At 65.6% G+C, this 26,386-nt stretch carries 16 protein-coding genes and 2 tRNA genes; 7 read left to right on the top strand and 11 right to left on the bottom strand.

All coding sequences use genetic code 11. The features are described from left to right. Window positions 1-17 precede the first annotated feature (17 nt). Window positions 18-1,442, top strand: coding sequence for a cryptochrome/photolyase family protein (locus J2S97_RS01800; RefSeq protein ID WP_307045988.1), 1,425 nt, complete (start codon window positions 18-20; stop codon window positions 1,440-1,442). 48 nt (window positions 1,443-1,490) lie between these two features. Here J2S97_RS01800 and J2S97_RS01795 read toward each other — a convergent pair whose 3' ends face one another. From J2S97_RS01795 to J2S97_RS01775, 5 genes are all read right to left on the bottom strand, one after another. Then, window positions 1,491-2,429 carry a cytochrome b/b6 domain-containing protein gene (locus J2S97_RS01795; RefSeq protein WP_307045986.1) on the bottom strand — a complete coding sequence of 313 codons (939 nt, stop codon included), beginning with the start codon at window positions 2,427-2,429 and terminating at the stop codon, window positions 1,491-1,493. A gap of 341 nt (window positions 2,430-2,770) precedes the next feature. Beyond that, window positions 2,771-2,847 (bottom strand) — tRNA-Met (locus tag J2S97_RS01790). Between the two features lie 201 nt (window positions 2,848-3,048). After that, window positions 3,049-3,122 (bottom strand) — tRNA-Met (locus J2S97_RS01785). Window positions 3,123-3,401: 279 nt separating this feature from the next. Beyond that, window positions 3,402-6,407, bottom strand: a complete 3,006-nt coding sequence (locus tag J2S97_RS01780; RefSeq protein WP_307045984.1) for a UPF0182 family membrane protein — start codon at window positions 6,405-6,407, stop codon at window positions 3,402-3,404. Between the two features lie 157 nt (window positions 6,408-6,564). Next, the gene (locus tag J2S97_RS01775) at window positions 6,565-7,728 is read right to left on the bottom strand and encodes a YlbL family protein (RefSeq protein WP_307045981.1); all 1,164 of its coding nucleotides are present in this window, start codon (window positions 7,726-7,728) and stop codon (window positions 6,565-6,567) included. Window positions 7,729-7,948: 220 nt separating this feature from the next. Here J2S97_RS01775 and J2S97_RS01770 point away from each other — a divergent pair, with 220 nt between their 5' ends. Continuing rightward, complete coding sequence (locus J2S97_RS01770; RefSeq protein ID WP_307045979.1) at window positions 7,949-9,397, top strand: zinc-dependent metalloprotease; 1,449 nt, start codon at window positions 7,949-7,951, stop codon at window positions 9,395-9,397. Window positions 9,398-9,417: 20 nt separating this feature from the next. Here J2S97_RS01770 and J2S97_RS01765 read toward each other — a convergent pair whose 3' ends face one another. The 3 genes from J2S97_RS01765 to nudC are packed head-to-tail and all read right to left on the bottom strand — an operon-like array spanning window position 9,418 to window position 13,432. After that, window positions 9,418-10,104, bottom strand: a complete 687-nt coding sequence (locus tag J2S97_RS01765) for a M48 metallopeptidase family protein (protein ID WP_307045977.1) — start codon at window positions 10,102-10,104, stop codon at window positions 9,418-9,420. After that, a complete protein-coding gene (locus tag J2S97_RS01760) occupies window positions 10,104-12,284 on the bottom strand; it encodes an ATP-dependent DNA helicase UvrD2 (RefSeq protein ID WP_373460479.1) in 2,181 nt (726 codons plus the stop codon). The genes J2S97_RS01765 and J2S97_RS01760 overlap by 1 nt, the downstream gene beginning before the upstream one ends. Window positions 12,285-12,340: 56 nt before the next feature. Next, entirely contained in the window at window positions 12,341-13,432 is a 1,092-nt protein-coding gene (gene nudC, locus J2S97_RS01755; RefSeq protein ID WP_373460478.1) for an NAD(+) diphosphatase, read from the bottom strand. Window positions 13,433-13,608: 176 nt separating this feature from the next. Between nudC and J2S97_RS01750 the strand changes: the two genes are divergently transcribed. Continuing rightward, a complete protein-coding gene (locus tag J2S97_RS01750) occupies window positions 13,609-14,949 on the top strand; it encodes a macrolide 2'-phosphotransferase (protein ID WP_307045975.1) in 1,341 nt (446 codons plus the stop codon). Here the strand turns inward: J2S97_RS01750 and J2S97_RS01745 are convergent. Genes J2S97_RS01745 through J2S97_RS01735 form a run of 3 tightly spaced genes read right to left on the bottom strand, consistent with a single transcriptional unit; the run spans window position 14,921 to window position 22,433 of the window. Continuing rightward, window positions 14,921-18,583, bottom strand: coding sequence for an ATP-dependent helicase (locus J2S97_RS01745; RefSeq protein ID WP_307045973.1), 3,663 nt, complete (start codon window positions 18,581-18,583; stop codon window positions 14,921-14,923). The genes J2S97_RS01750 and J2S97_RS01745 overlap by 29 nt on opposite strands. Next, window positions 18,580-22,020 carry an ATP-dependent helicase gene (locus J2S97_RS01740; protein ID WP_373460477.1) on the bottom strand — a complete coding sequence of 1,147 codons (3,441 nt, stop codon included), beginning with the start codon at window positions 22,018-22,020 and terminating at the stop codon, window positions 18,580-18,582. Before J2S97_RS01740 ends, J2S97_RS01745 begins: the two co-directional genes overlap by 4 nt. Then, a complete protein-coding gene (locus tag J2S97_RS01735) occupies window positions 22,017-22,433 on the bottom strand; it encodes an MGMT family protein (protein WP_307045971.1) in 417 nt (138 codons plus the stop codon). The genes J2S97_RS01740 and J2S97_RS01735 overlap by 4 nt, the downstream gene beginning before the upstream one ends. A 129-nt stretch (window positions 22,434-22,562) precedes the next feature. Here J2S97_RS01735 and J2S97_RS01730 point away from each other — a divergent pair, with 129 nt between their 5' ends. The 4 genes from J2S97_RS01730 to J2S97_RS01715 all read left to right on the top strand — a co-directional run bounded on the left by J2S97_RS01730 (window position 22,563) and on the right by J2S97_RS01715 (window position 26,342). After that, on the top strand, window positions 22,563-23,342 hold the full coding sequence (locus tag J2S97_RS01730) for a 3'-5' exonuclease (RefSeq protein ID WP_307045969.1): 780 nt from the start codon (window positions 22,563-22,565) through the stop codon (window positions 23,340-23,342). Between the two features lie 295 nt (window positions 23,343-23,637). Continuing rightward, on the top strand, window positions 23,638-24,687 hold the full coding sequence (locus J2S97_RS01725) for a methionine ABC transporter ATP-binding protein (protein WP_307045967.1): 1,050 nt from the start codon (window positions 23,638-23,640) through the stop codon (window positions 24,685-24,687). Beyond that, the gene (locus J2S97_RS01720) at window positions 24,684-25,355 is read left to right on the top strand and encodes a methionine ABC transporter permease (RefSeq protein ID WP_307045965.1); all 672 of its coding nucleotides are present in this window, start codon (window positions 24,684-24,686) and stop codon (window positions 25,353-25,355) included. Before J2S97_RS01725 ends, J2S97_RS01720 begins: the two co-directional genes overlap by 4 nt. A 144-nt stretch (window positions 25,356-25,499) precedes the next feature. Beyond that, window positions 25,500-26,342 (top strand): MetQ/NlpA family ABC transporter substrate-binding protein, encoded by an 843-nt coding sequence (locus tag J2S97_RS01715; protein WP_307045963.1) that lies wholly within the window; start codon window positions 25,500-25,502, stop codon window positions 26,340-26,342. The last annotated feature ends 44 nt before the right edge of the window (window positions 26,343-26,386 follow it).

Here is a 26,386-nt window from a genome sequence, read left to right as displayed (position 1 = left end):
GCGTGTACCGTGGAACCATGCCTTCCACCATCGTCTGGCTTCGTGACGACCTCCGCCTGGATGACAATCCCGCCCTGGCGGACGCGGCAGCCCTGGGCCACGCCATGACCGTCATCTATGTTCTGGATGAGGAATCAGATGGCGTGCGGCCACTTGGCGGCGCCGCGAAGTGGTGGCTCCACCATTCCTTGGCGTCCTTGGCCGGCAGCCTGGAAGCCGCGGGCTCCCGCCTGGTACTCCGGCGGGGAAGTGCGGCCGCGATCATCCAGGGGCTGGCAGCCGAAACCGAAGCCACGCACCTGAGGTGGAACCGCAGGTACGGCGGGCCCGAACGCACCATCGACGCAGGGGTCAAGGGCTGGGCCGGAGACCATGGCCTCGATGCTGCAAGTTTCCAGGCCAGCCTGATGTTCGAGCCCTGGACTGTCCGCACCGGAGCGGGCGGACCGTACAAAGTATTCACGCCCTATTGGCGCGCCTGCCTGGAGAACGGCGAGCCGCGCCTGCCGGCTGACGCCCCGGACAAGCTTCCGGCACCGGCCCGCGACAGCCACCGTGCGCTGCCGGACAGCGATGACCTGGACAGCTGGGGGCTACTCCCCCGCACCCCCGACTGGAGCGCAGGACTGGCGGAAGTGTGGACCCCCGGCGAAGCGGGCGCGCACAGCCGCCTGCAGGACTTCCTTGACGGTCCTGTCGAGGAGTACGCGATCGGCCGCGACCGGCCAGGAGTCGAGGGCACCAGTCGGCTGTCGCCCCACCTTCGCTTCGGTGAGATCAGCCCCTTCCGCGTCTGGCAAGCGCTCCGTGAGCGGTTCCCCCGCCAGGCCCCGGCCGACGTCGGGATCTTCCGGTCCGAACTCGGCTGGCGGGAGTTCTGCTGGCAGATGCTGTATGAGAACCCAACGCTGGCCACCCGCAACTACCGTCCCGAATTCGACCGCTTCGAGTGGCAAACGCCGTCGGACGCGGAACTGGAGGCCTGGCAGCAGGGCCGGACAGGCTATCCGCTGGTGGACGCCGGAATGCGTCAGTTGTGGCGGACGGGCTGGATGCACAACCGTGTCCGGATGGCGGCGGCGTCGTTCCTGGTAAAGAACCTGCTGGCGGACTGGCGGCTGGGGGAAGCCTGGTTCTGGGACACCCTGGTGGACGCCGATGCAGCCAGCAATCCGGCCAACTGGCAATGGGTGGCCGGATCCGGAGCAGATGCATCCCCCTACTTCCGGATCTTCAACCCCGTGACGCAAAGCAAGAAGTTCGATGCAGCAGGCCGGTACCTGCGGGAGTTCATCCCCGAACTCGCCGGCATGGGCGACAAGGAGATCCACGAACCATGGAAGGCGCCGGAACGGGCCACCGGCTATCCGGAGCCCGTGGTGGGCTTGCCGGAGTCGCGCGAGCGGGCCCTGGAGACCTACCAGAGGCTCAAGGACGGCTGAGCCGCATCCGAAGCCGCGGACTGATCTGTCGGCCTGCCAGCGGGCCGGTCAGCGGCTGCTGACCTTGCCCATCAGGGAGGCACTGGGGCTCAGGAAGAGCGGCCGGGCCAGGAACCAGGCCGCGACCATCACTGCGACCGACACGGCAAAGATGCCGAAGCCCACCCAACTGACGTCGTCGCTGCCGCCGTACATGTGGTTGAGGTTCCGGAGCGCGCCAGTGGCCAGGACCAGGAACACGTGGACGACGACGAACGCAACAAAGTAGATCATCACCGGGAAGTGCACGGCACGGGCGGCCTCGATCGGGTAGGCCTTGTTCAGCGCCTTGGCGTTCTTGGGCCAGGCCGAAGACATCCGCAGGCCCGTGATGAAGGCCAGCGGTGCGGCGATGAACACGGTGACGAAGTAGGTCAGCAGCTGGAGGGCGTTGTAGTTGACCCAGCCGTTCTCCGTGGGCCAGTTCAGCGACGCGTACTGCAGGGCAGCCGAGAGCGCGTTGGGGAAGACGTCCCAGCTCGTGGGCACAATCCGCACCCACTGGCCGGTGGCGAACAGCAGGACAGCGAACACGACGCCGTTCAGGATCCACAGTGCGTCCAGGACGAGGTGGAACCACAGCGCCAGGCTGATCTTCGTCGGCGCATTCCTGGTGCGGATCAGACCCTTGTTGTTCCGGGTCCAGTAGGCCTCAGGGCGGGTCTGCGTACGCACCTGCCAGCCGGAACGGATGATCAGCAGCAAGAAGAAACCGTTGAGGAAATGCTGCCAGGCCAGCCATGCCGGGAAACCGGCGGGAGCACCTTCCGGAAGCGCTGAATGCCCCGGGTAGTCCGCCAGGAAGTCTTTCACGCCGGCAAGCCCTGTGGCCCACTTCGCCAGCAGCACCACGAGAACCAGGGCAACGAGCACGGCCGGCACTGCCCAGTACAGTTTGGCCCACCTGCTCTTCGCAGTTCCGGACTTCTTCTTGGTTGGTAGTGACATCGAACAGCATTCCTCTCGAGAATGATCGACCAGTGACGTGGGCGGTTCCGCCCCGGCCGGGCTGCACCGGCAAGGGCGACGGCCTGGTTAAGCGCGCCTTAATAGCTTGAATCATGAACAGCAGAAGAGCGAACCCGGGTGCGGCCGCGGTCATGCCCCGCAACATAAGATCCGTTCCCTGGAGGCGACGGCTCGCTAAAGCGGTGATCATCATCGAAAACCACGTGGCACCGTAGGACGTTGCCCCCGGGAATGAGAATACTAGGAAATGCTAGTAGTTGGAGCACCTGCAGATAAAGAAAGAGGCCCTGACCGGTCATTCCCCGGTCAGGGCCTCTCATTGGTTGCGGGGACAGGATTTGAACCTGTGACCTCTGGGTTATGAGCCCAGCGAGCTACCGAACTGCTCCACCCCGCGTCGCTAGATCAACACTACCCTACTTTTTCGGCGGTCCCGACCACTGCCATTTCGGGCCGCCGGCCCGGTCGCTAACTCGGCCCATAACCGGACCCGTTAGCCCGACCCGTGAAGGGACACATGGCCCGACCCAAACCGATCCCCCGGCGACAAAGCAAAAGGCCCGGAATTCCTTTTGGGAATTCCGGGCCTTTACTTCAGTTGCGGGGACAGGATTTGAACCTGTGACCTCTGGGTTATGAGCCCAGCGAGCTACCGAACTGCTCCACCCCGCGTCGCAAGAACAACATTACCCGCCAGTGAACTTCAGGCCAAATCGAGGGGACGTGATCTGTGTCTCCGCGGCGACCGGATGGTTCAAACGAACGTGGCCCGGAGGGGGTGGACCGGAAAATCGGACGCGCGGTCAAACCGGCAACACGCCCCCTCAAACACGCCCCCGGGCGACTGTGCCCCGGTGGCCGCCTCAATGGCAAAGGCCGGCCTCCCCTGTCCTGGCGGAAGGGGAAGCCGGCCTGTCCGGGCTGCAGGCTATCGCTAGCCTGCTGCCTGGGTCAGTTCGTCGGAGTTGGCGACGGCGTCGCGGCAGCCGACGGGTCAGCCGTGGGAGCCGGTGTCGGTGTCGCGCCCTCGGTACCCAGCTTCGCCTCGGCGTCGATGGCCTTTTGCAGAGCCGCGTTCAGTTTCTTCTGCTGCTCTCCGTAGGCTGCAAAGTCACCCTTGGCGAGGGCTTCCTGGCCGGCCCGAATGGCTGCGTTCGCTTCTTCCAGCGCGGCCTTCAGCTCCGCCTTGGCATCCGTGCCGCCGGCGGGAGGAGGCGTGCCGCCGGGCGCGGGGGGTGGCGTCTGCCCGTTGTTCTCCGAATCACCCGCCGAAGCGCCGGAGTCACCGCCGAACAGCTGGTTCAACGCCTGATCCAAGGTTGGCGCAAAGCCAATCTTGTCACCGAAGGCCACCAGTACGCGCTGAAGCGTGGGGTAGGACGTTTCGCCGGTGGACCGCAAGTAGACGGGCTGCACGTACAGCAGACCGCCGCCCACCGGGAGGGTAAGGAGGTTGCCGTTGAGGACGTCGGACGCGCCCTGCCGGAGCAGGTTCAACGCTTGGGACACCGTGGGATCCGAGTTGAACTTGTTCTGGGCCTGGCCCGGGCCGGGTACCTGGGCTTCCGGCGGAATCTGCAGAAGCCTCAGCTGGCCGTAGCTTTCGGCCTTCACGCCCTTCTCGTTGCCGGCGTCGGAATCCGCGGCGAGGAATCCGTAGAGCACGTTGCGGGCGGTGCCGTTGACCACCTGCGGAATGAACGACGACGTGAGCTGGAAGGCCGGCTTGTCCTGGTCCGGCATCTGCAGCGACATGTAGAACGGCGGCTGCTTGACCGGTTCAGTCACCGTGGGATCGTTCGGAACGGACCAGGCGTCGTTGTTCGTGTAGAAGTTGTCAACCTGGGTGACGTGGTAACGGCCCAGCAATTCGCGCTGGACCTTGAACAGGTCCTCGGGGTAGCGGACGTGGCTCATGAGCGCCCCGGACATCTCCGAGTACGGCTTCAGGGACGTCGGGAAGACCTTCTGCCAGGCCTTCAGCACCGGGTCCTGGTCATCCCAGGCGTACAGCGTCACGGAGCCGTCGTAGGCGTCAACAGTTGCCTTCACGGAGTTGCGGATGTAGTTCACCGAGCTGTTGGGCAGGGCGACGGTGCGCCCGGCGGTCGTCTGTGAATCGGCGGTGGCCGAGGACAACTGTTCCTGCTGCGAGTACGGGTAGTACTGGCTCGTGGTGTAGCCGTCCACGATCCACTTCACCCTGCCGTCCACGACCGCAGGGTAGGCGTTGCCGTCGACAGTGAGGTAGGGGGCGACCTTTTCGACGCGGTCCCGCGGGTTGCGGTCGTAGAGAATCTGCGACTCGGCGTTCACGCCATCGGACAGCAGGAGGTCGGAGGACTGGAACTTGATCGCGTAGAGAACCTTGTTGAAGAAGCTGCCGACGTTCGGGCCGCCGTTTCCGCTAAAGGTGTACTGGGTTTCGCCGTCGCCTTCCCTGCCGGCGGGTCGGTCCTGTTCACGGTTCGGAGAGCCATCCGGGGCTCCGACGATCGAGTATTCGGGCGAGTTCTCGCCGAAGTAGATCCGGGGCTGATAAGTCGTGTCGTTGCCGAGGACTCCCGTTGACGGAATGCCGGCCTGAAGGAACTCCGGTTTGCCGTCGGCGGTGAACTTATTGCCCTTGGCGGCCACTACGCCGTAGCCGTGGGTGTAGACCACGTGCCGGTTCAGCCAGGACTGCTGGTTGGCGCTGAGCCCGTCCGGGTTCAGCTCACGGACGGCGATCACGGTGTCCTGGACCTTGCCGTCAACTTCGTACCGGTCAACGTTGAGCGCGCTCGGGAACTGGTAGTAGGGCCGGTACTGCTCCAGCTGGGAGAAGGCGTCCGAAATCAGGTTCGGGTCCAGGAGCCGGATATTGGCAGTGGTTTGTGCATCGGGTGCCAGTGCGCCCGTGGTGGCGGTGGTGGTGGCGTTGTACCGCTCCTCCTTGATCTTGTCGAGACCATAGGCAGCACGGGTCATGCTGATGTTCCGCTCGATGAACGGCTTCTCGAGGGTCTGTTCGGACGGGCGCACCTGGAACTGCTGGATGACCCACGGGTAGACACCGCCGGCAAGGATGGAGGTAATGACCAGCATTGCCGTGCCGATAACGGGCAAGCGCCACTTACCGATTACGGCCGCGACGATGAACAGGATTGCGACCAGGGCGGCAGCCACGGCAAGGATGGACTTCGTAGGGATTACCGCATTGACGTCCGTGTACAGGGCGCCGGACCAGCGTCCGTTGCTGTTCTGCACTGCGGAATAGCGGTCCAGCCAGAAGTTCACGCCGAGCAGCAGCAGGAAGGCAGCGCCTGTCACGGCGAGATGGATCTGGGCAGCCCGGCTGGTGAAGATGCCGCGCTCCATGATCCGGATGCTGCCGTACAGGTAATGCGTGAGGATTCCCGCGATACCGGCAACCACAACGACGCTGATGAGGAAGCCCGTCACGAAACCGAGGAACGGCAGGGTCATCAGGTAGAAGCTGATATCCAGGTTGAACTGCGGGTCGTTCTGGCCGAAGGACTCCTGGTTCAGGAACAGCAGCACTTTTTGCCACTGGCTGGCGGCGGCGCTTCCGGCGAAGAGGCCGAACAGCACCGGCAGGCCCACCATGACCACCCGGCGAACGGGTTCCAGTTGCGCCTGGTAGCGGTTCAGGTTGTCCCTGATCTCCGAATCAGGGGCGTAAACGGGGCGCGCGTGATAGGCGATGCGGATGGCATAGAACATGGCCAGGAACATAAGGGCGAAGCCGGCCAGGAAGATGACGATCCGGGCCACGTTTTCGGTCAGGAAAACTTCAATGAAACCAAGCTGCTGGTACCAGAGGACATCGGTCCAAACATTGGCGAAGAAGATGAATCCGACCACAACCAGTGCTACGACGATCAATGTCGGCGTCAAGGCACCTCGCCTTGGCTGGGGTCTTCCGGGCGGAGTGGAGCTGGCGGGACGGGACAAACTCGGTACCTCATAGCTGGTTGTCAGTTACTGGTCTTGTCAAAATTCAGAGCGCGAGTGATGGTGTTGCTCGGACTGACGCTGCACTTCGGATGTGAGGTCCAGAGTCAGTCATTAATGCCACGAGTGGCGGTGGTGCTTAGTTCCTGCAATTAGTCTAGTTGCTGGTGCACGCGGGAAGGCCGGATGTGTCGCCGCCTGAACCGACCACACTGACGGCTTCCCGTGCCTCAGCCAGGTTTTCGACTTTGACCACCTGCAACCCGTCCGGAATGTGTCCCACCACTTCCGCGCAATTGGCGGCCGGGGCCAGGAATACCGTGGCGCCGTCCTCCCTTGCCCCGTACATCTTCTGTCCGATCCCGCCGATGGATCCCACGACGCCGTCGGGCGTGATGGTGCCGGTCCCTGCGATGTGCTTACCACCGGTCAGGTCGCCCGGAGTCACGGTGTCGACGATGCCCAGGGCGAACATCAATCCCGCGCTCGGCCCGCCGACCTTGTCGAGGGAAATCTTCACATCAAAGGGGAACTTGAATTCGTACTGCAGCAGCACGCCGAGGATGAACTTGCCGGCAGCGTTCTCAGTGGGAGTGATGGTCTCCGTGACGGGAGCGCCGTCGCGGGTGACGACGACGGTGGCGGGCCTTCCGTTTCCCGCGGCCAGTTCCTCCTGGACAACACGAAGCGAGGTCACGGGCTTGCCGTTCACGGTGGAGAACACGTCACCGGCCTGCAGCTTGCCGGCCGAGGCCGACTGGTCCGCAAGGTCCGCCACCCGCAGCTTTTGTTCAAACGGGATGCTGAGTTCTTTCAGCGCGGAGGCCGTGGCGTTTTCCTGGGACGTCGTCATCGCCACCGCGCTCTCCTGTTGGGACTCCTCTTTCGTGACCCCCGTGGGAAAGATAAGTTCCTCGGGATAGACAGCCTTTGATTTGTCCAGCCATGCGGAGAAAGCCTCGAAGACACTGACAGGGCCGTTGGGTCCGCCGTCAACGTAGACAGTGGTGAGGTCGAGGTTTCCCTTGGCCTGAAACGTCTCGCGGCCTGTCACGCTGATGACCGGCTTGCCGTTCTCATTCGCCAGGGTATTGAAAGTTGGCCCCGGCGACTCGACAACATACGGCACGGGGAGGCTGGCAGCTGTGATACCCAGCGCGAGTGCCAGCAGGCCGGAGGACACCATCGCCGGGAAGCGGTTGTCGCGGGCTTTGGCACGACGGGACTTGGACCGCCGGTTAACCGTGCCGCGCGTGGTCCGGTCGTCGCTTCCCGATTCCGCGGGATCCCCGGGAACCTGGCCACCCTGAGTAATTGTCAATTAAGGACCTCTCCGCACCTGCGCCAATGGACGCGGCACTGTGGCTGCGCCCAATCAGAATGCCGGCAGCCTGCAAATATTCCGATTACTAACACTACGCGTTTGAGCCGGCCAGTATGCTCTTTGCCCACAGCGAACGGGGCCGGATTCGGCAGACAGCCGCCGACGCGCCGGGGTACCGTGAAGGTGATCAACAGTCACACCGACGATCGGCGGGATCATGACCTCCAACCCACTCAATCCGCCCAATGGCGACGACGACACCCCGAAGGATCCGCTAGCGGAAATGCTTCAAAACCTCATGGGTGGCAAGGGCATGGGCAACATCGACCCCGCCGAACTGGCCAAGGCCGCTGGCCTCCCGGACGATCCGAACCTCCTGGCCCAGATGTTCTCGCAGGTCCAAGCCATGATGAGCGCATCCTCGGAGGGGCCCGTCAACTGGCAGCTTGCGCACGAGAACGCCCGCCGGGTGGCCGCCAGCGGCTCTGACCCGTCCGTCACATCACAGCAGTCACGTGAAATTGACGAAGCCCTGCGCCTGGCCGAGTTGTGGCTGGACCAGGTGACCGAGCTTCCCGCCACCGGCCTGATTGGCCGGGCCTGGTCCCGCGCGGAATGGGTCGAGGAAACACTCGGGACGTGGAAGCGGCTCACCGAGCCGGTGGCCAACAGCATTGCCAATGCGCTGTCCACCGCCATGACCGAGCAGATGCCCGAGGAAATGAAGTCCATGATGGGCGGGGCTTCCTCCATGCTGCAGAACATGGGCGGCGCCATCTTCGGCATGCAGCTCGGCCAGGCCATCGGCGCCCTCTCCGCGGAAGTTGTGAGCTCAACGGACATCGGAGTGCCGCTGGCCGATTTGGAGATGGCCCTCCTGCCGGCCAACGTGGCCAAATTCGGCGAGGGCCTGAGCCTGCCCGAAAACGACATCCGGCTATTCCTCGCTGTCCGGGAAGCTGCCCATGCACGGCTCTTCGTCCAGGTGCCTTGGCTCCGCGGGCACCTCCTGGGTGCAATCGAGGCCTATGCCCGGGGCATTCACATTGACACCTCCAAGATTGAGGAACTCGCCAGGGAGATCGATCCCAGCAACCCCGAAGGCATCCAGGAGGCCCTGTCCCAGGGCGTTTTTATGCCCCAGCGGACCCCCGCACAGGAACAGGCACTGGAAAAGCTCGAAACAGCGCTGGCCCTCGTGGAAGGCTGGGTGGACGAACTGACCGCGGCAGCCACGGAGAAGTTCCTGCCCTCCGCCTCTGCGCTCCGCGAGACAGTCCGCCGGCGGCGCGCAACCGGCGGCCCGGCGGAACATGCCTTCTCATCCCTCGTGGGACTGGAACTGCGTCCCCGCCGCCTCCGCGAAGCTGCCACCCTGTGGGCTTCCCTCAAGGAGGAACGCGGCACCGAAGGCCGGGACGCCATCTGGCACCACCCCGATCTCCTGCCCACCGGCGAGGACCTGGATGATCCGCAAGGGTTCAGCGCACGCCGCAAACTCGCCGAAGCGAGCGACACGGAGGTGGATGACGCCCTGCAGAAACTGCTGAACGGCGGATTCGACGAACCGGCCACGGACAACGGGTCCGGCAAGGAAGACACAGAGACCGGCAAAGATGACGACGGTGAGGGCAGGGACCAAGCCGGCGGAACGCCGAAGGCCTAACGCGCCGGCCAGGCAATGAATCAGCCAGGCATTGACGAAACCACGGTTTCGTCAATGCCTGGCTCTTTTGTCCCGGGCGTCGTGTCCGGGTCGCACGTCATGTCGGCATCACCGTCCGACGAGTCGGAGTCCGGTGCCATGCCCCGCGAGGTGGCGAACGCAACGCCTTCGAGGAAGGCCTTTGCCCGTTGCGTCTCGGGATAAGCCTCCAGGAGCCGCCAAAACGCGGCGTTGTGCCCGGCCACAAGCAAGTGCGCCAACTCGTGCAGCAGCACATAGTCGATGACCCACTGCGGCATGGTCCGCAGCTTGTCCGAGAGCCTAATGGTTCCGTCTGCGGGAGTGGCCGAACCCCAGCGGGAATTCTGGTTGCTGACCCAGCGCACGGACGACGGCACGGATCTCCCACCAAGGTACTTCGCCGACAGCCCGGCCGCATGCGACGCGAGGGCGGCATCCGTGGTCGGACGGCGCCGTCCGGCCCCGCGCGAGCGCCGGACTCCCTGCAGCCGGAGTTTCTCCAGCATCCGGTGCACCCACTCGCTTTCCTGCGCCTTCGTGAAATGCGCCGGAATGGCGACCACAGCCGTGCCGTTCTCCCAGAACGCTGCCACGGTCCGGCGGCGGCGCGCGGAACGCCGCACGACGACGGGGGCTCCGTCGGGAGTGGTCAGCGGAATCGCGTGGGGTTTCGCTCCCCCGGCCATCAGGTGCTACCGCTTTCCGTGAGTACTTCAAGGACCGCTTCGCCATACTTTTCCAGCTTGGACGGGCCAATGCCGGCCAGCTGGGCCAATTCTTCGAGCGATGCCGGCCGCGCCTCCGCGATCGCCGTCAGCGTCGCATCGGTGAACACCACGAACGCCGGGACTTCGGCGGCCAGGGCCACGTCCTTCCGCCACTGGCGCAGCGCCTCGAAGGTCTGCTCCTCGTAGCTCGGCGGGCACTGGCTGCAGCGGCCTACCTTGCGTTCGGCACCGGTGGACAGCATGCTGCCGCAGACCCGGCACATCGCAGGGGCCGCCGCCTTCCGCCGCGGGGCGGGACCCTTGCCGCGCGCCGTCGAGCTGGCTACAGAGTCCGGCCGAAGGCCGTCAAGGAAACGCGAGGGCTTCCGGTTGGCCCTTCCGCCGGGAGTCCGGGCCAGGGACCAGGACAAAGAGAGGTGCTCGCGCGCCCTGGTGATGCCCACGTAGAGCAGTCGGCGTTCCTCGTCCACGTCTTCAGGGGAGTCCGCGAAGGAGATCGGCATGAGCCCTTCGCAGAGCCCAACGAGGAAGACGGCGTCCCATTCCAGCCCCTTGGCGGCATGGAGGGACGCCAGGGTAACGCCCTGCACGGTGGGGGCGTGCTGGGCAAGCGAGCGTTCCTGGAGTTCGTTGACAAAGTCCGAGAGGTTGAACTGCGGACCACGGCTCAGCACCAGCTCATCGGCCAGTGCAACCAGCGCGGCCAGGGATTCCCAGCGTTCGCGCAGCGCTCCGCCGCTGTGCGGGGCGGATTCCGTGTAGCCAAGGGATGCCACGATGTCCCGGACAAGTTGTCCCAGGGGTTCGGGGGCCGAGGTTTCGGAAGCAGCCCGGGTGGCAGCCCGGAGCTGGAGGATTGCGTCACGGACTTCCTTGCGGGCAAAGAACCGCTCTCCCCCGCGCAGCTGATAGCCGATCGCGGCCGACGCCAGCGCCTGTTCATACGCCTCGGACTGTCCGTTGGTGCGGAACAGCACGGCGATCTCGCTGGCCGGCGTGCCGGCGTCGAGCAGTTCGCGGATCTTGATCGCTACGGTGGCGGCCTCGGCTTCGTCGTCGGCGCACTCGGTGAACTGCGGCTGCGGCCCGGGCTGCCGCTGTGCAACCAGTTTCAGCGGCGCCGCCCAGGCGGCGTCCGCCACGGGCCCTCCGCTGCGCCGGCCGGCGAGCAGGTCATTTGCGAGCTTGACCACCTGCGGCGTGGAGCGGTAGTCCCGGATCAGCTTTACGACGTTGGCGCCGGGGTACATGGCTTTGAAACCCAGCAGGTGCTTGGGCGATGCGCCGGTGAACGAGTAAATGGTCTGGCTGGCGTCACCCACGACGCAAAGTTCATCGCGCCCTCCCAGCCAGAGTTCCAGGAGCCGCTGCTGCAGCGGCGAAACATCCTGGTATTCGTCCACCACAAAGTGCCGGTACTGTTCGCGGACGGTGGCCGCCACTTTCGGGTCCTCCTGCAGGATCCCCACAGTGATCAGCAGGACGTCCTCGAAATCGATGACGTTGCGGTCGGTTTTCACGTCCTCATAGGACTGGAACACCCGGGCCACAGCTGTGAGGTCGAATCCACCGGGGTTGCCACGGTCCTGCGCATTCTCGAGGTAGTTCGCAGGCGTCAGCATGGACACCTTGGCCCACTCGATTTCCGAGGCAAGGTCCCGGATGGACGCGCGGTCCGTGCTGAGCCTCAGGCGCCGCGCAGCTTCGGCGATCATCTGCGCCTTGTGGTCGAGGAGATTGGGCAGCGCGCCGCCCACCGCCTGCGGCCAGAAGAACTGAAGCTGGCGCAGGGCCGCGGCGTGGAAGGTCCGGGCCTGGACGTTGCCCACGCCGAGGTCGCGGAGCCGGCTCCGCATCTCCGCCGCGGCGCGCGAAGTGAAGGTCACGGCCAGCAGCCGCTGCGGACTGTAGACACCGGAGTGAACCCCGTAGGCAATCCGGTGGGTGATGGCGCGCGTTTTACCCGTACCTGCACCGGCAAGCACGCACAGCGGCCCGTTCAGCGTGCTCGCGACTTCCCGCTGCTCGTCGTCCAGACCGCCAAGAATGCGGTCTTCCAGGGACCGGTTGTCCAGCGGGGCGGGATCGGCGGACACACTGTCGCCGGGGGCGGTGCGTTCAAAATTGTCAGTTGTCACTTGCTGCTCAGTCGATCGATGGTTTTAGGTGGTGGAATCCGCTGTGTGCGGGCAAGTCATTCGTCGGCGGGACGGTCCTGGATGACGCCGCCGAACCAGTGCTCAATCAGGGAACGGGCGATGGACAGCCTGCTCGAGATGACGATCTCCCCGCTCAGCACGGCGTCCTGGAGTTCCGCGCGGCTGAACCATCGCGCCCGGGTGACCTCCACACCGTCGGGCGTTGCCTCGGTATCGGGTGTCCTCGCCGTGAACCCCAGCATCAGGGAGGCCGGAAACGGCCATGACTGCGAACCCAGGTACTGGGTTGCGGTAATCCGGACTCCCACTTCCTCCTGGATCTCGCGGACGACGGCCTGCTCGAGGGACTCGCCCGGCTCCACGAAGCCGGCCAGCGTGGAGTAGTTCTTCGCGTCGATTGCACCGCCGCCGCCCAGCAGCAGCCGGTCATCAGGTCCCACCACCGTCACGATGATGGCGGGGTCGGTCCGGGGGTAATGTTCGGAATTGTCCGCCGGACACCGGCGGACCCATCCGCCCGCCTCAACGAGCGTCGCCGCACCGCACCGCGGACAATGCACATGCGTGGCATGCCAGTTGGCGATCGCGCTGGCTTCGACGAAGAGGGCGGTATCGGTGGCGTTCAGGCGCGCCGCAACGTCGCGGAATCCCGTCCACACAGCATCGGCAGGGATGCCGGCAATGCCGCGTTCAAACTGCTCCGCCCGGACCTCAAAAGGTTCCTCGAGGACGAATAGGACGATGTCCGTACCTTCTCCGATGTCCGAGCTGCCCAGAGCGGAACCGAGGTAGATGATCATTGCCGGCGGCGACCCGGCCTCGGCGAGGCTCTCCGCGAGGCCGGCGGCTTCCGTCAGCAGCAGGCTGTCGCCGCGGACCAAGGCCTGCCGGTGCGAGAGGACCATGGCCAGCGCCCGTCCGGAGCTGACAACGGAATCGACCATGCCCGGCTTCATCCTGGCGCCGGATCCACGGTCTATCAGCGCGGGACGGACCGGAAGGACGGTGTCCATCAGGTGGTTTGCCGGGAGCCGCTTCAACGGGGCCACACTGCCCGGAGCCGCACTCTCGGCTGCCTTATTTTGTTCTGCCTTATTTTGGGCTGCCGGGGACTCCGCAAGACTCATGTACCCACCGTACTGACTCCGACAGACAATTGACATTTGCTCCGGCGGCCGCCGACGCCCCGCGAGGGTGGTTTTGATCGTGTGTGGCAAGGGAAATTGCAAGCTAAATCGTCCTGATATGGAGACTCGCCGCAGTACATCGCCGTCTTAGGCGCCAGTCAATCTACCGTGGATGCGTGAGAAGAAAACCGATCGAACTGGCAGCTGTAGCAACTGCGGCAGTCCCCGGACTGACGCCCACCGCCGTGAGCTCCGCTCCCGACGATCCGGCGGACTTCGATTCGGCACTTCTCCTGGACTCCGAGGGGAAGCAGTGGCGGGTCCGTTCGCCCCGCCACGCCGAGGCAAGCGCCCGCCTGGAAACGGAGTTCATGGTCCTCCGGGCCTTTGCACCTGGAGTCAGGGCCGAGCTGCCCTTCCTCATGCCCACGGTGGCAGGCACGGTACGGCAGGGTGCGCTCAGTACATTCGTGTACTCGCACCTGGCGGGCACCACGCGCAGCGTCGAGGAGCTGACGGCCGGTTCGGAAGGACTCGCGAAGGAAGTGGGCGCGGCGCTGGCTGCCATTCACGACCTCCCCCAGTCCCTCGTCAGCAATGCCGACCTCCCCAGCTACACCCCCAACGAGTTCCGGCAGCGGAGGCTCAACGAGCTCGATCAGGCTGCCACCACCGGGAAGATCCCTCCCGTGCTGCTGCGCCGATGGGAACATGCCCTCGAGGACGTCTCGCTGTGGCGCTTCAATCCCTGCGTGGTCCACGGCGACCTGCACGAGGACAACCTCCTGGTGGACGGCGACCGCGTGACAGCGGTGACCGGGTGGACCGATCTGCGCATCGGGGACCCGGCCGACGACATGGCCTGGCTGGTCGCCTCCAACGAACAGAGCTTCGTCGATTCCGTACTCCGCCACTACACGTCGAGCCGCAGGGACGCACCGGACGCCCATTTGCTGCGCCGTGCAGCGCTCTCCGCCGAATTTGCGCTGGCCCAGTACCTGGTGAAGGGCCTGGCTGCCGGGGACCAGGCAATGATCGCCGAAGCTGAAGAAATGCTGGCTTCCCTGGCGGAAGACATCACCGAGCACGGCGGACAGCCCATCAGCGTGGAACCTTTGCCGCAAGCCGTCCCGGCCGTACATGTCGAACCGGTGCCGCAGGATAAACCGGCCGGTGCCGCCGGCGTGCCCTCTGCCGCGCTGGCCGCAGAGCAGATTTCGGGGTTGTCGGGCGCCCCGTCGGCGGATGCCATGCCTTCGGTGCATGTGACACCGATCCCGGCCGACGCCGCACCGGCAGCACCGGCCACGCCGGGCCGCGACACAGCAACCCCCGGCCACGCTGGCCATGCCGGCCCGGCCGGTACGTCCGGCGGCAACGATGCATCCCCCGAGACGGACGGGAACAGCGGAGCGGGCCGGGCGGCCGACGGGCAACAGGCCACTCCCCCGGCCACGCTTTCAGCGGATGACACGTCCACCGCAGCCCTCAAGATTGTGGACGCAAAGTCCCACTAGCCGAAGCGGGCACCTTGGCCATCCCGGTGGTTCCCGCGAGGGCCGCTGTAACGATGTCTTCCAGCTGCTCGGCCGTGCCAAGGTCGTGGGGGCGGACCACCTGGTCTTCACCCACGTAGTAGAACGCCGCCCGGACACTGTCAAGCGGGACTCCCTTCAGCCGGGCCCAGGCAAGCCGGTAGACCGCCAGCTGGACAGCCTTCACCTTCAGCTGTCCCGCTGCGGGGCGGCGGCCTGTCTTCCAGTCCACCAGGTCCCAGCCGCCATCGGCGTCCCGGAACACGGCATCGATCCGGCCGCGCACCACCACGTCGCCGATGCGCGTCTCCACTGGAACCTCGACATGGGCGGGCGCGCGGTGCGCCCACTCCGAGTTCCGGAAGGTTTCCACCATCGAGTCCAGCCCGTAGGCCTCGTCAATGTGGCTGTCCGAACCAGGTGCCTCGTCCAGCTCCAGCATGCCTGCCGCGCCGAAGTATTCCTCAACCCAGGCATGGAATGCCGTGCCTTTGCGCGCTGACATCCCCGGCTCCCTGGGGACCGGCCGGCGAAGCCGCGCCAGCACGGATCCGGGATCGTCACCGAGGTCCACAAAGGTTGACGCGGAAATGTGGCCGGGCAGGTGGACGTCCTGCACGGTGGCCCGCCGGAAGCGGCGTTCCAGCAACAGCGCTGCTTCGTGCGCCCAATTGGCGGCGACGCTACGGAGCTGCCGGGCTTCCTGCGCCGCGGCCGCAGCCTCGGCTTCGGCGTTCCCTGCGGAGCCCGCGGCCATGGTTCCGCGCACCCGCGCGGCGGCCAGTTCCATCGCTGCCCGCCGGCCCGGGACCAGCCTGAGTCTTGCGCCGGTGCGCGGATCAGCAGGTCCTTCCAACGGGTCATACGGCCATAGCGCCAGTTCGAGGTCCTGGGTCAATGGGCTTTCGGCCGGCAGCGATGCCTCCTCCACCGATGCAGCGTGCACGACGGCGGCGAGCTCCTGCGGTTCTTCCGCCAGCCCTTCGGCGGGCAGGGTTTCCCCGGCGCCAGTTGCGTCGGCGCCAGTTGCGTCGGTGCCAGTTGCGTCGGCGCCGGGGTGTTGGACCCCGGCGAGGGGCGCCAGTTCCGACAGGAACGGCGACATGTCCGCCATTCCGGCGCGGGATCCGACCCAGGCCGCACTGGAAACCCACAGCACGAACTTCGCGCGGGTGTAGGCCACGTATGCGAGCCGGCGCTCCTCGGCCTCGCCGTGCGCCTGGACGTCGGCTTTGAAGTCCTTCTCCGCATCCAGCCAGCCCTTTTGGTCCGGCTGGTCCAGGTCCCACTGCGGCAGATCCGCGCGGTCCCCGCGCAGCGGCCAGGGCAAGGCGGCGCTCCCGCTGCTCCAGCGCGAATCCCGGCTGCTGGGAAATGCTCCGGCGTTCAGCCCCGGAACGAACACAACGTCCCACTCCAGGCCCTTTGACGCGTGCACGGTCAGCAGCTGGACGGCTTCATGATTGACGTCCGGGGCGGCAACGTCGAGTCCGCCCTCCTCCGTCGCCGCGGCTTCGAGCCAGGCCAGGAAAGCCAGGACGTCAACGCGGTGGGAGGTGTGAAGGAACCCTGCCGCGGCGTCCTGGAATGCATCCAGGTTCCTCCGGGCCTGGTGGATGCTGATTCCGGGGCGGGCTGCCACCTCGATGTCAAGGAGCATGGCCCGCTCCACTTCGCCCAGAAGGGTGGTGAGGTCATCACCCATGAAACCCCGGAGCTGCCGGAGTTCGGAGGAGAGGACATGCAGCCGGTTCAGCGCCTCCGTGCTCAACGTCCGGCCGTGGGCCGACGTCCAGCCTTCGCGCGGCAGCCAGTCCAGTGCCTCCACGAGGCTCGGCGAATCGGTGATGTCGCTCTCGATCACGGCTGATTCGGCCTCGTCGACCTCATCGGCGCCTGTCTCCGGACGCCCGCGGCGCCGCGCGAGGAACGAAGACCAGTCCCGGAAGGCCATAAGGTCGGAAGGACCTATCCGCCAGCGCGCCCCGGCCAGAAGCCGCATGAGGGAGTCCGAACGTCCCGGATCCGCGAGGACCCGCAGTGTAGCGACGAGATCCACGATCTCCGGGGTGTCCAGGAGTCCGCCAAGGCCCACGATCTCGTACGGGATCCCGCGCACTTCGAACTCACGCCGGACGCATTCCATCTGGGCACGCCGGCGGCAGAGGACTGCCATGGCCGGAGGAATCCGGTCCTCTCCGGCGGTGTCTTCGAAGTCCGTGACGCGATAACGCAGAACGTCGGCCGCGATGGCCTTGGCTTCGTCCTCGTCCGTCGCGAAGCGCCCTATGACGACCTTCCCCTGAGCCGCCGCGGGGCTGGGCTGCAGCGGCGGGACCTCGACGGACTCTCCGGACTCCCGCTCCCCCGCCGGACCGGTCCGGGCGGCAGCGGCGCTCAGCGGCGCGGAGATGACGTTGGCCGCGGCCAGGATGTTGCGCCCGTTGCGCCAGGCAGTTGTCAGGTACGACGTGGGCGCCACCGCGAACGAGCCGCTGGACGGCTCTTCACCGTGCCCGGTTCCGGCCGGACCGGTATCCGATGCGCCGGCCATATTCCCTTGTGCGCCAACGAGGACCGGGAATTCCCGGACAAAATGGAAGAGCTGGCCGGCTGAGGCACCGCGGAAACCGTAGATGGACTGGTTGGGGTCGCCCACGGCCGTCACGGCATGGCCGCCGCTGAAGAGCCTGGAGAACAGCACGAGCTGGGCATGCGAGGTGTCCTGGAATTCGTCCAGAAGAACCACTTTGAATCGCTGGCGTTCCACTTCGGCGGCCAACGGAATCTCGCTGGCAACCCGTGCGGCGAGGGCCACGAGATCGCCGAAGTCCAATGCGCCACGGACCCGCTTCGCTTCTGCGTACCTGCCCACCATTTCAGCGACGCTGGCCCGGGTTCGCAGCATCGCCCCAAGTTCGCCGGCGGCCTGTGTCGGGTTCTTTTTGGCCCCGGCCACGTACGGCAAGGCTTCAAATTCGGCCACGCGGTCCATCAGCCAGCCCTGCACCTCCTGGGGATCCCGCAGGTGTTCAGCGCACTCGCCCGCCAGCTGGATGACTGCTTTCACGAGGGTGGACTTGGCAGCGCGGAAATGCTCGTATTCACCGTCGAAGGCCTCAACAACTTCGCTGGCGAGCTGCCAGGCCTGCGCTCCGCCCAGGAGCACAACATCGCGTTCGACACCAAGCCGGAGCCCGTAGTCGGAAACGATGCCACTGGCGTAGGAGTGATAGGTGGAAACCTTGGGTTCCAAGGCATCCTCGCTGAGCAGGCCTGCCGGAAAAATCCTGTGGTCGGTGTCCTCGGCGGCAATGCGTTGAAGGGCGGCCAGCTTGGCCCGGATCCGGCTGGCCAGCTCACCTGCAGCCTTCCGCGTGAACGTGACACCCAGGACTTCTTCCGGCCGGACCCAGCCGTTGGCAACAAGCCACACAACCCGGTCTGCCATCGTGGCGGTCTTGCCGGATCCTGCCCCGGCAATCACCAGCCGTGGCGTAAGTGGCGAGGAAATAATGGCTGACTGCTCGGCGGTGGGGCTGTTGCGTTCGCCGAGCATGGCAGTCAGCTCTTCCGGCGAAAAGCGCGGGGCCGGGACGTCGTGGGTCGTCGTCATTCGGTTACCTGCTTTCCTCGCGGACAAAGGGGACAGACTTCGGGCAGCCGGCAGCCGTGGCCGCCGTGGCCTGATTTGGCCGGATCGTGGCGCGCCTCGAAATGGCTGCCGGACATGAGCTGCGCGGCCTCGTCCACCATACCGAGAGCCCAGTTGCCTGAGTCGTCCAGTGGCTCCTGGACCTGGATGCCGGGGTTCTTGTTGCTGGTGCCAAGCTGGGCCAGCACGGCCCCTCCCGGCTGAACACTGCTGGCCGGGGCGCCCGGCTCAGTGAATCCCCCGGCCAGCACCGCGGCCTGGTAGGCGCCCAGCTGCGGGTGGCGGGACAGTTCGGCCTTGGACGGCTGACGTTTGCCCGTTTTGAGGTCAACGATCACCAGTCGCCCCTCGGCGTCGATCTCCAGCCGGTCCACCTGTCCGCGCAGTACCGAGAACCGCACTGCAGGTTCAGCACCGGCGCCTTCCGGCGACGCGATGCCGGGCTGAGGATCATCGACAATGTCCGGCAGTTTCACTTCGAAGTCCCGTTCGACGCCGACGAGGCTCCTTCCTTCGCTCCGCATGACCAGGATGTATTGGGCCAGCTTCCGGACCATGGCTTCGGCGCGCTGGAAATCCAGTTTGCCTTCCCAGTTGTCCTTCATGCCGAGCGTCGGCCATCGCCGGACCAGCTCTGCCACATATTCGGCTCCAGAAGCATCCGGCAGGTCCTGTGCAATGGCATGGACCAGGGTCCCGAGACTTCTGGCGAAGTCGGTGGCGGCTTCCCCGCCGGCCGCCTGGATGAACCAGTCAAGCGGCGACTTTTGGACGGTTTCCACTTTGGACGGCGAGACGAACACCGTCCCGCCTGGAGGCACAATCCGCTCATCGGAAGACAGCGGAGCAAGCCCCCACCACGAATCAGGATCGGCACCCGGTACGGACGGTTCGGCAGCGGCAAGGCCGGCAAGCACCTTGGCTGCCTCGACCGACTCGGCGGCGTGCCTCCCGTCCAGCTGCGCGTACTGCCGAAGTTCGGCGACGAGCGCGCGAAGCGTCAGCGGCCGTTCCACCGGCGTGAAGGTCCGGCGGTCCTGCCCGGGACGCAGCGGCGCAACGTAGTCGAGGAACGAGGAGGGCTGTTCGTCCTCTGATGAAACGGCGGTGCAGATCAGAACTTCGCGGGCCCGGGAGACAGCCGTCGAGAAGCTGCGGAGTTCGTCGTACCGGATCTCGCGCAACCGGCTGATGGGTCCCAGCTGCAGGGCGTGGTCCACGCCGTGCTCCACGGCGTCGGCGAATAGCGTGCTGCCGAGGAGCTCCCCGCGGAGCCTGGTGTTGGGCCAGACTCCTTCCTGCAGCCCGGCAACAATGACAACGGGCCATTCGCGTCCGGCAGCACTGGCGGGCGTCATGAGTTCCACGGCGTCCTCCAGCTGTGCCCGGGCTGCCAGGGTGTCCATGGGCAACTCCTGGCTGAGCAGATATTCAAGGAACTGGTCAGGCCCTGAACCCGGCAACTGGTCCACATAGCGTTCCGCGGTGTGGAACAGGGCCATCATGGCGTCCAAGTCGCGGTCGGCCCTGGCTCCTGCCGCTCCGCCGGCTAATGCCGCTTCGGTCCAGCGCCCGGCAAGGCCCGTGGAGTTCCAGAGTGCCCACAGCACGGTTTCCGCGTTTCCTCCGGGTTCGCGCGCCGCCACCCGCCCGGCGTGGATCATCCGGGCGACGCGGCGGGCAGAGTGGCCCTCGATGCCCATCGTGGCCAGGGCGCCCGGCTCGAGCAGCGACTCGACAAGCAGGGCATCGCTGGTGCGGCCTCCGCCGCCGAGAATCTCCTCTCGGCGCAGCGACTGGCGTAGCCGGCGCAACTCGATGGATGTCGCTCCGCCGATTCGGGAAGTCAGGAGCGAGACTGCGGATTCCGGCGTAAGCACCGCGGGATCCAGTGCCACGGCATAGGCGTCCAGCAAGGGCCGGACTGCCACTTCGTCCCGGACGGCCGATTCCGCCACGGAAACTCGCACGGGAATGCCGTGGCCGGCCAGGTGCCGCTGCAGCTGATTCAGCTGCCCACCGTTCCGCACGATCACGGCGATGTCGCCAAGCTCCCGTCCGTGGTTCACGTGCGCATCCAAAATGCGCTGCGCCACGTACCGCAGTTCATGGACCGGAGACGGAAGGACATGGCCCTCAACAATGCCGTCCCTGGCCGCTGTGGACTGCTCCGGATGCCCGGCAGCTGATCCTGAACCGTCCAGCCGGCGGGCTGACTGGCCGCCTGCCCGCTGCGAGATCCGTCCGGCAACGGACAGCCACGCCTGGGCAACGGCGGGACGGTGGCGGTGGGTCATCCAGAGCGGCCGCTCCAGGACCGTGTCCTTGCCGGCCTGGTCCGCCGGGCCGGCGTCCGCGGCGCCGGCAGGAGCGAGCAGGTGCGGCAACTCTGCAGTGAGGTCGGGCCTGGCCCCGCGGAACCCCTGGACCACCGTGTCAGGCGACGACGTTACGTACACGTCCTTGCCCGCCGCTATATCCGCCAGCAGCTCGAACACGGCCGGGTTGGCTTCCTGGATGTCGTCAACAAGGATCAGCTGCAGGCGGTCCCGCTCGGCGGCCAGGAATTCCGGTGCGTCCTGGAATATCTGGCGGGCCGCCGTGATGATTCCGGCGGGGTCGAAAGCCTCCGGCATCCGCAGGTCCAGTACGTCGCGGTACTCGGCGTACAGCGCGGCGGCCGCGACCCAGTCCGGGCGGCTGCACTGCTGCGCCAGTGCCACGAGGTCATCGGGTGTCCGGCCGGATTCGATGATCCGGTCGAAGAGCTGGCGTACCTCCTGGCGGAAACCGCGGGTTTCCAGCGCGGCCGCCAGATCATCCGGCCAGGGCAGCTCCAGGCCGGGCAGCGCGTGGCCATCGAGCAGTTCCTTGATGATGAGGTCCTGCTCGGGGCCCGAGAGAAGCCGCGGTGGCCGCGGCAGCGGCAGGATGCCTTCTGCTTTGGCACGCCGGATCAGGTCGAAGGCGTAGGAGGCCCAGGTGCGGGCCGGAGTGGTGCTGAGGCTCCTGTTGAGCCGGGCGGTGAAGCGATCCCGGAGGGAATCGGCGGCAAGCCGGCTTGGCGCCAGGACCAGCATCCGTTCCGGATCCACCCCGTCGCGCTCGGCCCTGCGGACGGCTGCCTCTATGAGCACCGTGGACTTCCCTGTTCCCGGGGCTCCAGGGACCAGGACCGGACCGGAACCGTGCGGCACGTCCACTGCGGCCTGCTGGTCCGGTGACAGTACCGGAACCGCGCTATGGAGCTGCCGGGGAGGCAGGAGCCGCAGGCCTGCGGTTGTGCCCGCGGGCCGGGCCACGGCCAGCTGGCCTGGTTCCTGGCGGGGTTGCTTGACTGGTTGCCGGGCCGGTGGCTGACCGGCCCGGATGCCCGAAGAGTCGAAGGTAACTGTCACACAGTCATTTCATCATTCGGGGCCGACATTTTATGGAGCCGGCGCTCCAGCCTCTCGGCGATTGCGTCGATGAGGTCAAAGTCACCGTCCTCCGGGGCCCACCGGGCCGCCATAAGGTCAACGCGCCATCGTCCTTCGCCTGTGTGGAGGAAGTCCTGGTGGCGGCCAAGGAGCGGCGTCCCTTCCTGGATATAGAACTGCAGGGCTTCGGCTTCGAGCCCCTGTGGAGCCTCGCCGGTTGCCCTCAGCACGCGCCACCACGGAATTCCGCTGCCGTGGTGGCTCATGACGGACCCGACCTGCCGTGCACCGCCGGAACCAAGGAGCTCGGCGACATCTCCGTAGGCCACCACTGCTCCCGGAGGGACGAGCTCAACGAGGGCGAGCACCGCCTCGACATACTCCGTGCGCATGAGTCCATCTTAACTGTCCGGCTGTTGCCCCGGGGCCGCGCGGCCCGCTGGACCGGCGGTCCCCGTGGCAGCGGCGCCACGCCAGCGGCATGGCACAAAACTGTCTGTGGCAGCAGGTAGTTTTGAAGCATGAGCACCTCGATCACCAGCACCACTACGATCACCAGCACCTCGGACACCATCAGCACGAACAACACCACCACCACCTGGGACAAGCGGCCCCGGGCAGCTTTCGATCTGGAAACCACCGGCCGCAACTCGCGGGCCGCCCGGATCGTCACCGCGTCTGTCACTGTGGTGGATGCCGGGGGCAGTGTCGTCAAGGAGCACGAGTGGCTGGCGGATCCGGGAGTCGAGATCCCTGCGGAGGCCAGCGAAGTCCATGGCGTGACCACCGAAAAGGCAAGGCAGGAGGGCCGTCCGGCCGCGGAGGTCACCCGCGAGCTGGCTGCGGTGCTGCAGGGCCTGTTCGACGACGGGGTTCCCGTGATCGCTTTCAACGCCAGCTATGACTTCACGGTGCTGGCTGCCGAGTCCGCCCGGTACGGCATTCCGCAGCTGAACCGCTTCCCGGTTCTGGATCCGTACATCATGAACAAGCAGGTGGACCGGTACCGCAAGGGCAAGAGGACCCTGACCGCACTTTGCGAGGAGTACAACGTCAGCCTTGACAACGCCCACACCTCCGCAGCTGACGCCCTCGCAACGCTCCGGATGCTGGACGCCATGGCCGGAAAGTTTCCCAAGCTCCGGATGCCTGCGAGCCAGCTGCACCAGCTGCAGGTCGGCTGGGCAGCAACCCAGGCCGCGGACTTCCAGACCTACCTCCGCAAGACCAAGCCCGCCGCCGTGATCGAAGGCGAATGGCCGGTCCTCCCGCCTGAAGACGCCAGCCGGGGCGACTTCTAGCCGCCCGGCCCGGAGCAGGGCTTCAGCCGGGGCGCCAAGCCGCCTCACTCTGGGATGAGGATCACACAGTCCAGAAGGCCGGCAGCACCTCAAAGCTCATTAGGGCGATTTTCCATGTCGCTTTGACGCCGCACCAGCAAACCCCCAGGCATGGTTCAGCTGCAACATTCTGCAGCTTCTCGGGCATAGAACCGAATTTTATGCGGAAGTGACTCTCCCGGGGCTTCGCTGACATAATTAAGTTCAAAAGCGTGCTTGTGCTATGCCCTGCCCGAGGCCAACCTCCTGAGGATAAATGATCACAGTTACCGACCTTCGAAAGGTCTACCGCCAGGGGAAAAAGGAAGTGGTGGCCCTCGACGGCGTCACCCTGTCCGTTCCCAAAGGTTCCATTCACGGAATCATTGGCCATTCCGGCGCCGGAAAGTCGACCCTGGTGCGTTGCCTCACGCTGCTGGATCGTCCGACAGCCGGGTCAGTCAGCATTGACGGCACCGAACTGAGTTCCGTCAGGGACTCCGAAATCCGTGCGGCACGACGCCGCATCGGCATGGTTTTCCAGCATGCCAACCTCATGGACTCCCGCACTGCCGCGGGCAATGTGGCGCACCCCTTGGAGCTCGTCAAGACGCCCAAGGACAAGATCCGGTCCAGGGTCGCGGAACTGCTGTCCCTCGTGGGCCTCGAAGGGTTCGAAAACGCCTACCCTTCCCAGCTTTCCGGTGGCCAGCGCCAGCGCGTAGGCATCGCCCGCGCCCTAGCCGCGGACCCCGACGTCCTGCTGTGCGACGAACCCACTTCTGCCCTGGACCCGGCAACCACGGACGAGATCCTCGACCTCATTCAGGACCTCACCAGGCGGTTGCAGCTCACCGTGCTCATCATTACGCACGAAATGAACGTCGTGAAACGGGTCTGCGACTCCGTGTCCCTGCTGTCCAAGGGCCGCATCATCGAGCACGGGGCGCTGCAGGACGTGGCTGGCGACCTTGAGAGCAAACTGGCCAAGGCACTCCTGCCGCTGCCGGCATCCGAGCCACTGAAGGGCGCACTCCAAGGCGGACCGGTCCTGGAGATCCTGTTCGCCGGCGACAACGCCAAGGAGCCCGTCCTCACCGGCGTTGCACGGCATTTCGACATCGACCTCAACGTCCTGGCAGGCAGTGTCGAGACGCTGGGTGGCCAGCAGTTCGGGCACCTTCGCGTGCAGCTCGCCGAGAATGCCGACTACGACGCCGTCCTCGCCTACCTCCATCAGCGGGGAATTGGCGCGAAGCTGGCCGAGACCAAAACAGCAGCCGGCGATGCTGCTGAATTGAACGACGTGACGGGAAGGAACTCGTGAACGACATCTTCAGCAACCCCGTCCTGGCCAAGGCCCTGCCCGAAGCAATCGTTGAAACCCTGCAGATGGTCGGAATCTCGGCCTTCTTTACGGTGCTGGTGGGCCTGCCCCTGGGCGTCTTCCTGCACGTAACGGCTCCGGGCGGCCTCCGTCCGATGCCCGTCACCAACCGGATCATGAGCGACGTCATCGTCAACATCACCCGGTCCATCCCGTTCGCAATCCTGATGGTGGCGCTGATCCCGCTGGCCCGCCTGCTCACCGGTACAAGCCTCGGCCCGATTGCGGCGTCGGTTTCGCTGTCCATCGGCACCATCCCCTTCTTTGCCCGCCTGGTGGAAACCTGTCTTCGGGACGTCCATCACGGCAAGATCGATGCCGCCCAGGTCATGGGTTCCACCAAGATGCAGGTCATCAACAAGGTGATGCTGCGCGAGTCGCTTCCCGCCCTCGTTGCAGCCACCACCACAACCGTGGTCACGCTGGTCGGCTACTCAGCCATGGCAGGCCTGGTAGGCGGCGGCGGACTCGGCAAGCTGGCGTATAACTACGGCTTCCAGCGATTCGATGTCACGGTCATGATCGTCACCATCATCCTGATCATCGTCCTTGTACAGGTCATCCAACTGGTGGGCGAATGGATCTCCCGGAACCTGGACCACCGCTAAGCCACCCTCCACCGCTGAGCCGTCGTTGAACGGCCCACGGCAATCTTCACCGCAGCAGGTAGCCGCCGGCTGCATCTATGCCGGAGACGGCGCCGGGCGCAAGCCCGCCGTCGAACTCCCAGCAATTCGAAAGGAACGCATCAGATGCGTAAATCACTCTCCCTTCTGGCCACCGGTATTGTCACCGCGCTGGCGCTGACGGCCTGCGGCGGTTCGTCCAGCCCCAGCACCGACGTCAAGACCCTTGACCCGGCCAACCCTGTCACCCTGTCCGTCGGCGCCAGCCCGGTCCCGCAGGCGAAAATCCTGGAGTTCATCAATCAGGACCTCGCCCCCAAGGCCGGCCTGAAGCTGGACATCAAGGAGATCGAGGACTACCAGACGCCGAACACCGCACTGAGTGACGGCTCGCTGGACACCAACTACTACCAGCACCTGCCCTGGTACGAAGACCAGGTGAAGACCAAGGGCTACAAGTTCGGCCACGGCGAAGGCGTCCACATCGAGCCGTACGCCGCGTTCTCCGAGAAGGTCAAGGACATCCAGGACATCCAGGACGGCGCAAAGGTTGCCATCACGAACGACCCGTCCAACCAGGTCCGGGCGCTTAAAGTCCTCGAGGTCGCCGGGCTCGTGGAGGACATCAAGGACGACTCCTCCGTGCTGACCCTCACCGACGAGCAGAACCCCAAGAAGCTCAAGTTCTCCGAAAACCAGCCCGAACTGCTGATCAATGACCTCAAGGATCCCTCCGTAGACCTGGCCCTGATCAACGGCAACTTCATCCTCAAGGCCGGCCTGAGCACCAAGGACGCCCTCGCAGTTGAGTCCGTTGAGAACAACCCCTACGCGAACTTCCTGGCCTGGCGCGAGGATTCCAAGGATGACGTCCGGATCAAGAAGCTCGACGAACTCCTGCACTCCCCCGAGGTCAAGGCCTTCATCGAAAAGGAATGGCCCAACGGTGACGTGACCGTGGCTTTCTGAGCCTCCGGCACTCAGCACTAGCAGAAAATCCCCGTCTCCCGGAC

The sequence above is a fragment of the Arthrobacter oryzae genome (assembly GCF_030812315.1).
GTDB lineage: Bacteria > Actinomycetota > Actinomycetes > Actinomycetales > Micrococcaceae > Arthrobacter > Arthrobacter oryzae_B.
The sequence above is the reverse complement of the archived record's forward strand: the minus strand, read 5'-3'. Positions and strand labels throughout refer to the sequence as shown.

Coding starts and splice junctions, on each gene's coding strand:
- J2S97_RS01730 (WP_307045969.1), top strand. CDS start 22,563: ATGAGCACCTCGATCACCAGCACCACTACGATCACCAGCACCTCGGAC.
- J2S97_RS01770 (WP_307045979.1), top strand. CDS start 7,949: ATGACCTCCAACCCACTCAATCCGCCCAATGGCGACGACGACACCCCG.
- J2S97_RS01745 (WP_307045973.1), bottom strand. CDS start 18,583: ATGACGACGACCCACGACGTCCCGGCCCCGCGCTTTTCGCCGGAAGAG.
- J2S97_RS01795 (WP_307045986.1), bottom strand. CDS start 2,429: ATGTCACTACCAACCAAGAAGAAGTCCGGAACTGCGAAGAGCAGGTGG.
- nudC (WP_373460478.1), bottom strand. CDS start 13,432: ATGAGTCTTGCGGAGTCCCCGGCAGCCCAAAATAAGGCAGAACAAAAT.
- J2S97_RS01725 (WP_307045967.1), top strand. CDS start 23,638: ATGATCACAGTTACCGACCTTCGAAAGGTCTACCGCCAGGGGAAAAAG.
- J2S97_RS01715 (WP_307045963.1), top strand. CDS start 25,500: ATGCGTAAATCACTCTCCCTTCTGGCCACCGGTATTGTCACCGCGCTG.
- J2S97_RS01765 (WP_307045977.1), bottom strand. CDS start 10,104: ATGGCCGGGGGAGCGAAACCCCACGCGATTCCGCTGACCACTCCCGAC.
- J2S97_RS01735 (WP_307045971.1), bottom strand. CDS start 22,433: ATGCGCACGGAGTATGTCGAGGCGGTGCTCGCCCTCGTTGAGCTCGTC.
- J2S97_RS01800 (WP_307045988.1), top strand. CDS start 18: ATGCCTTCCACCATCGTCTGGCTTCGTGACGACCTCCGCCTGGATGAC.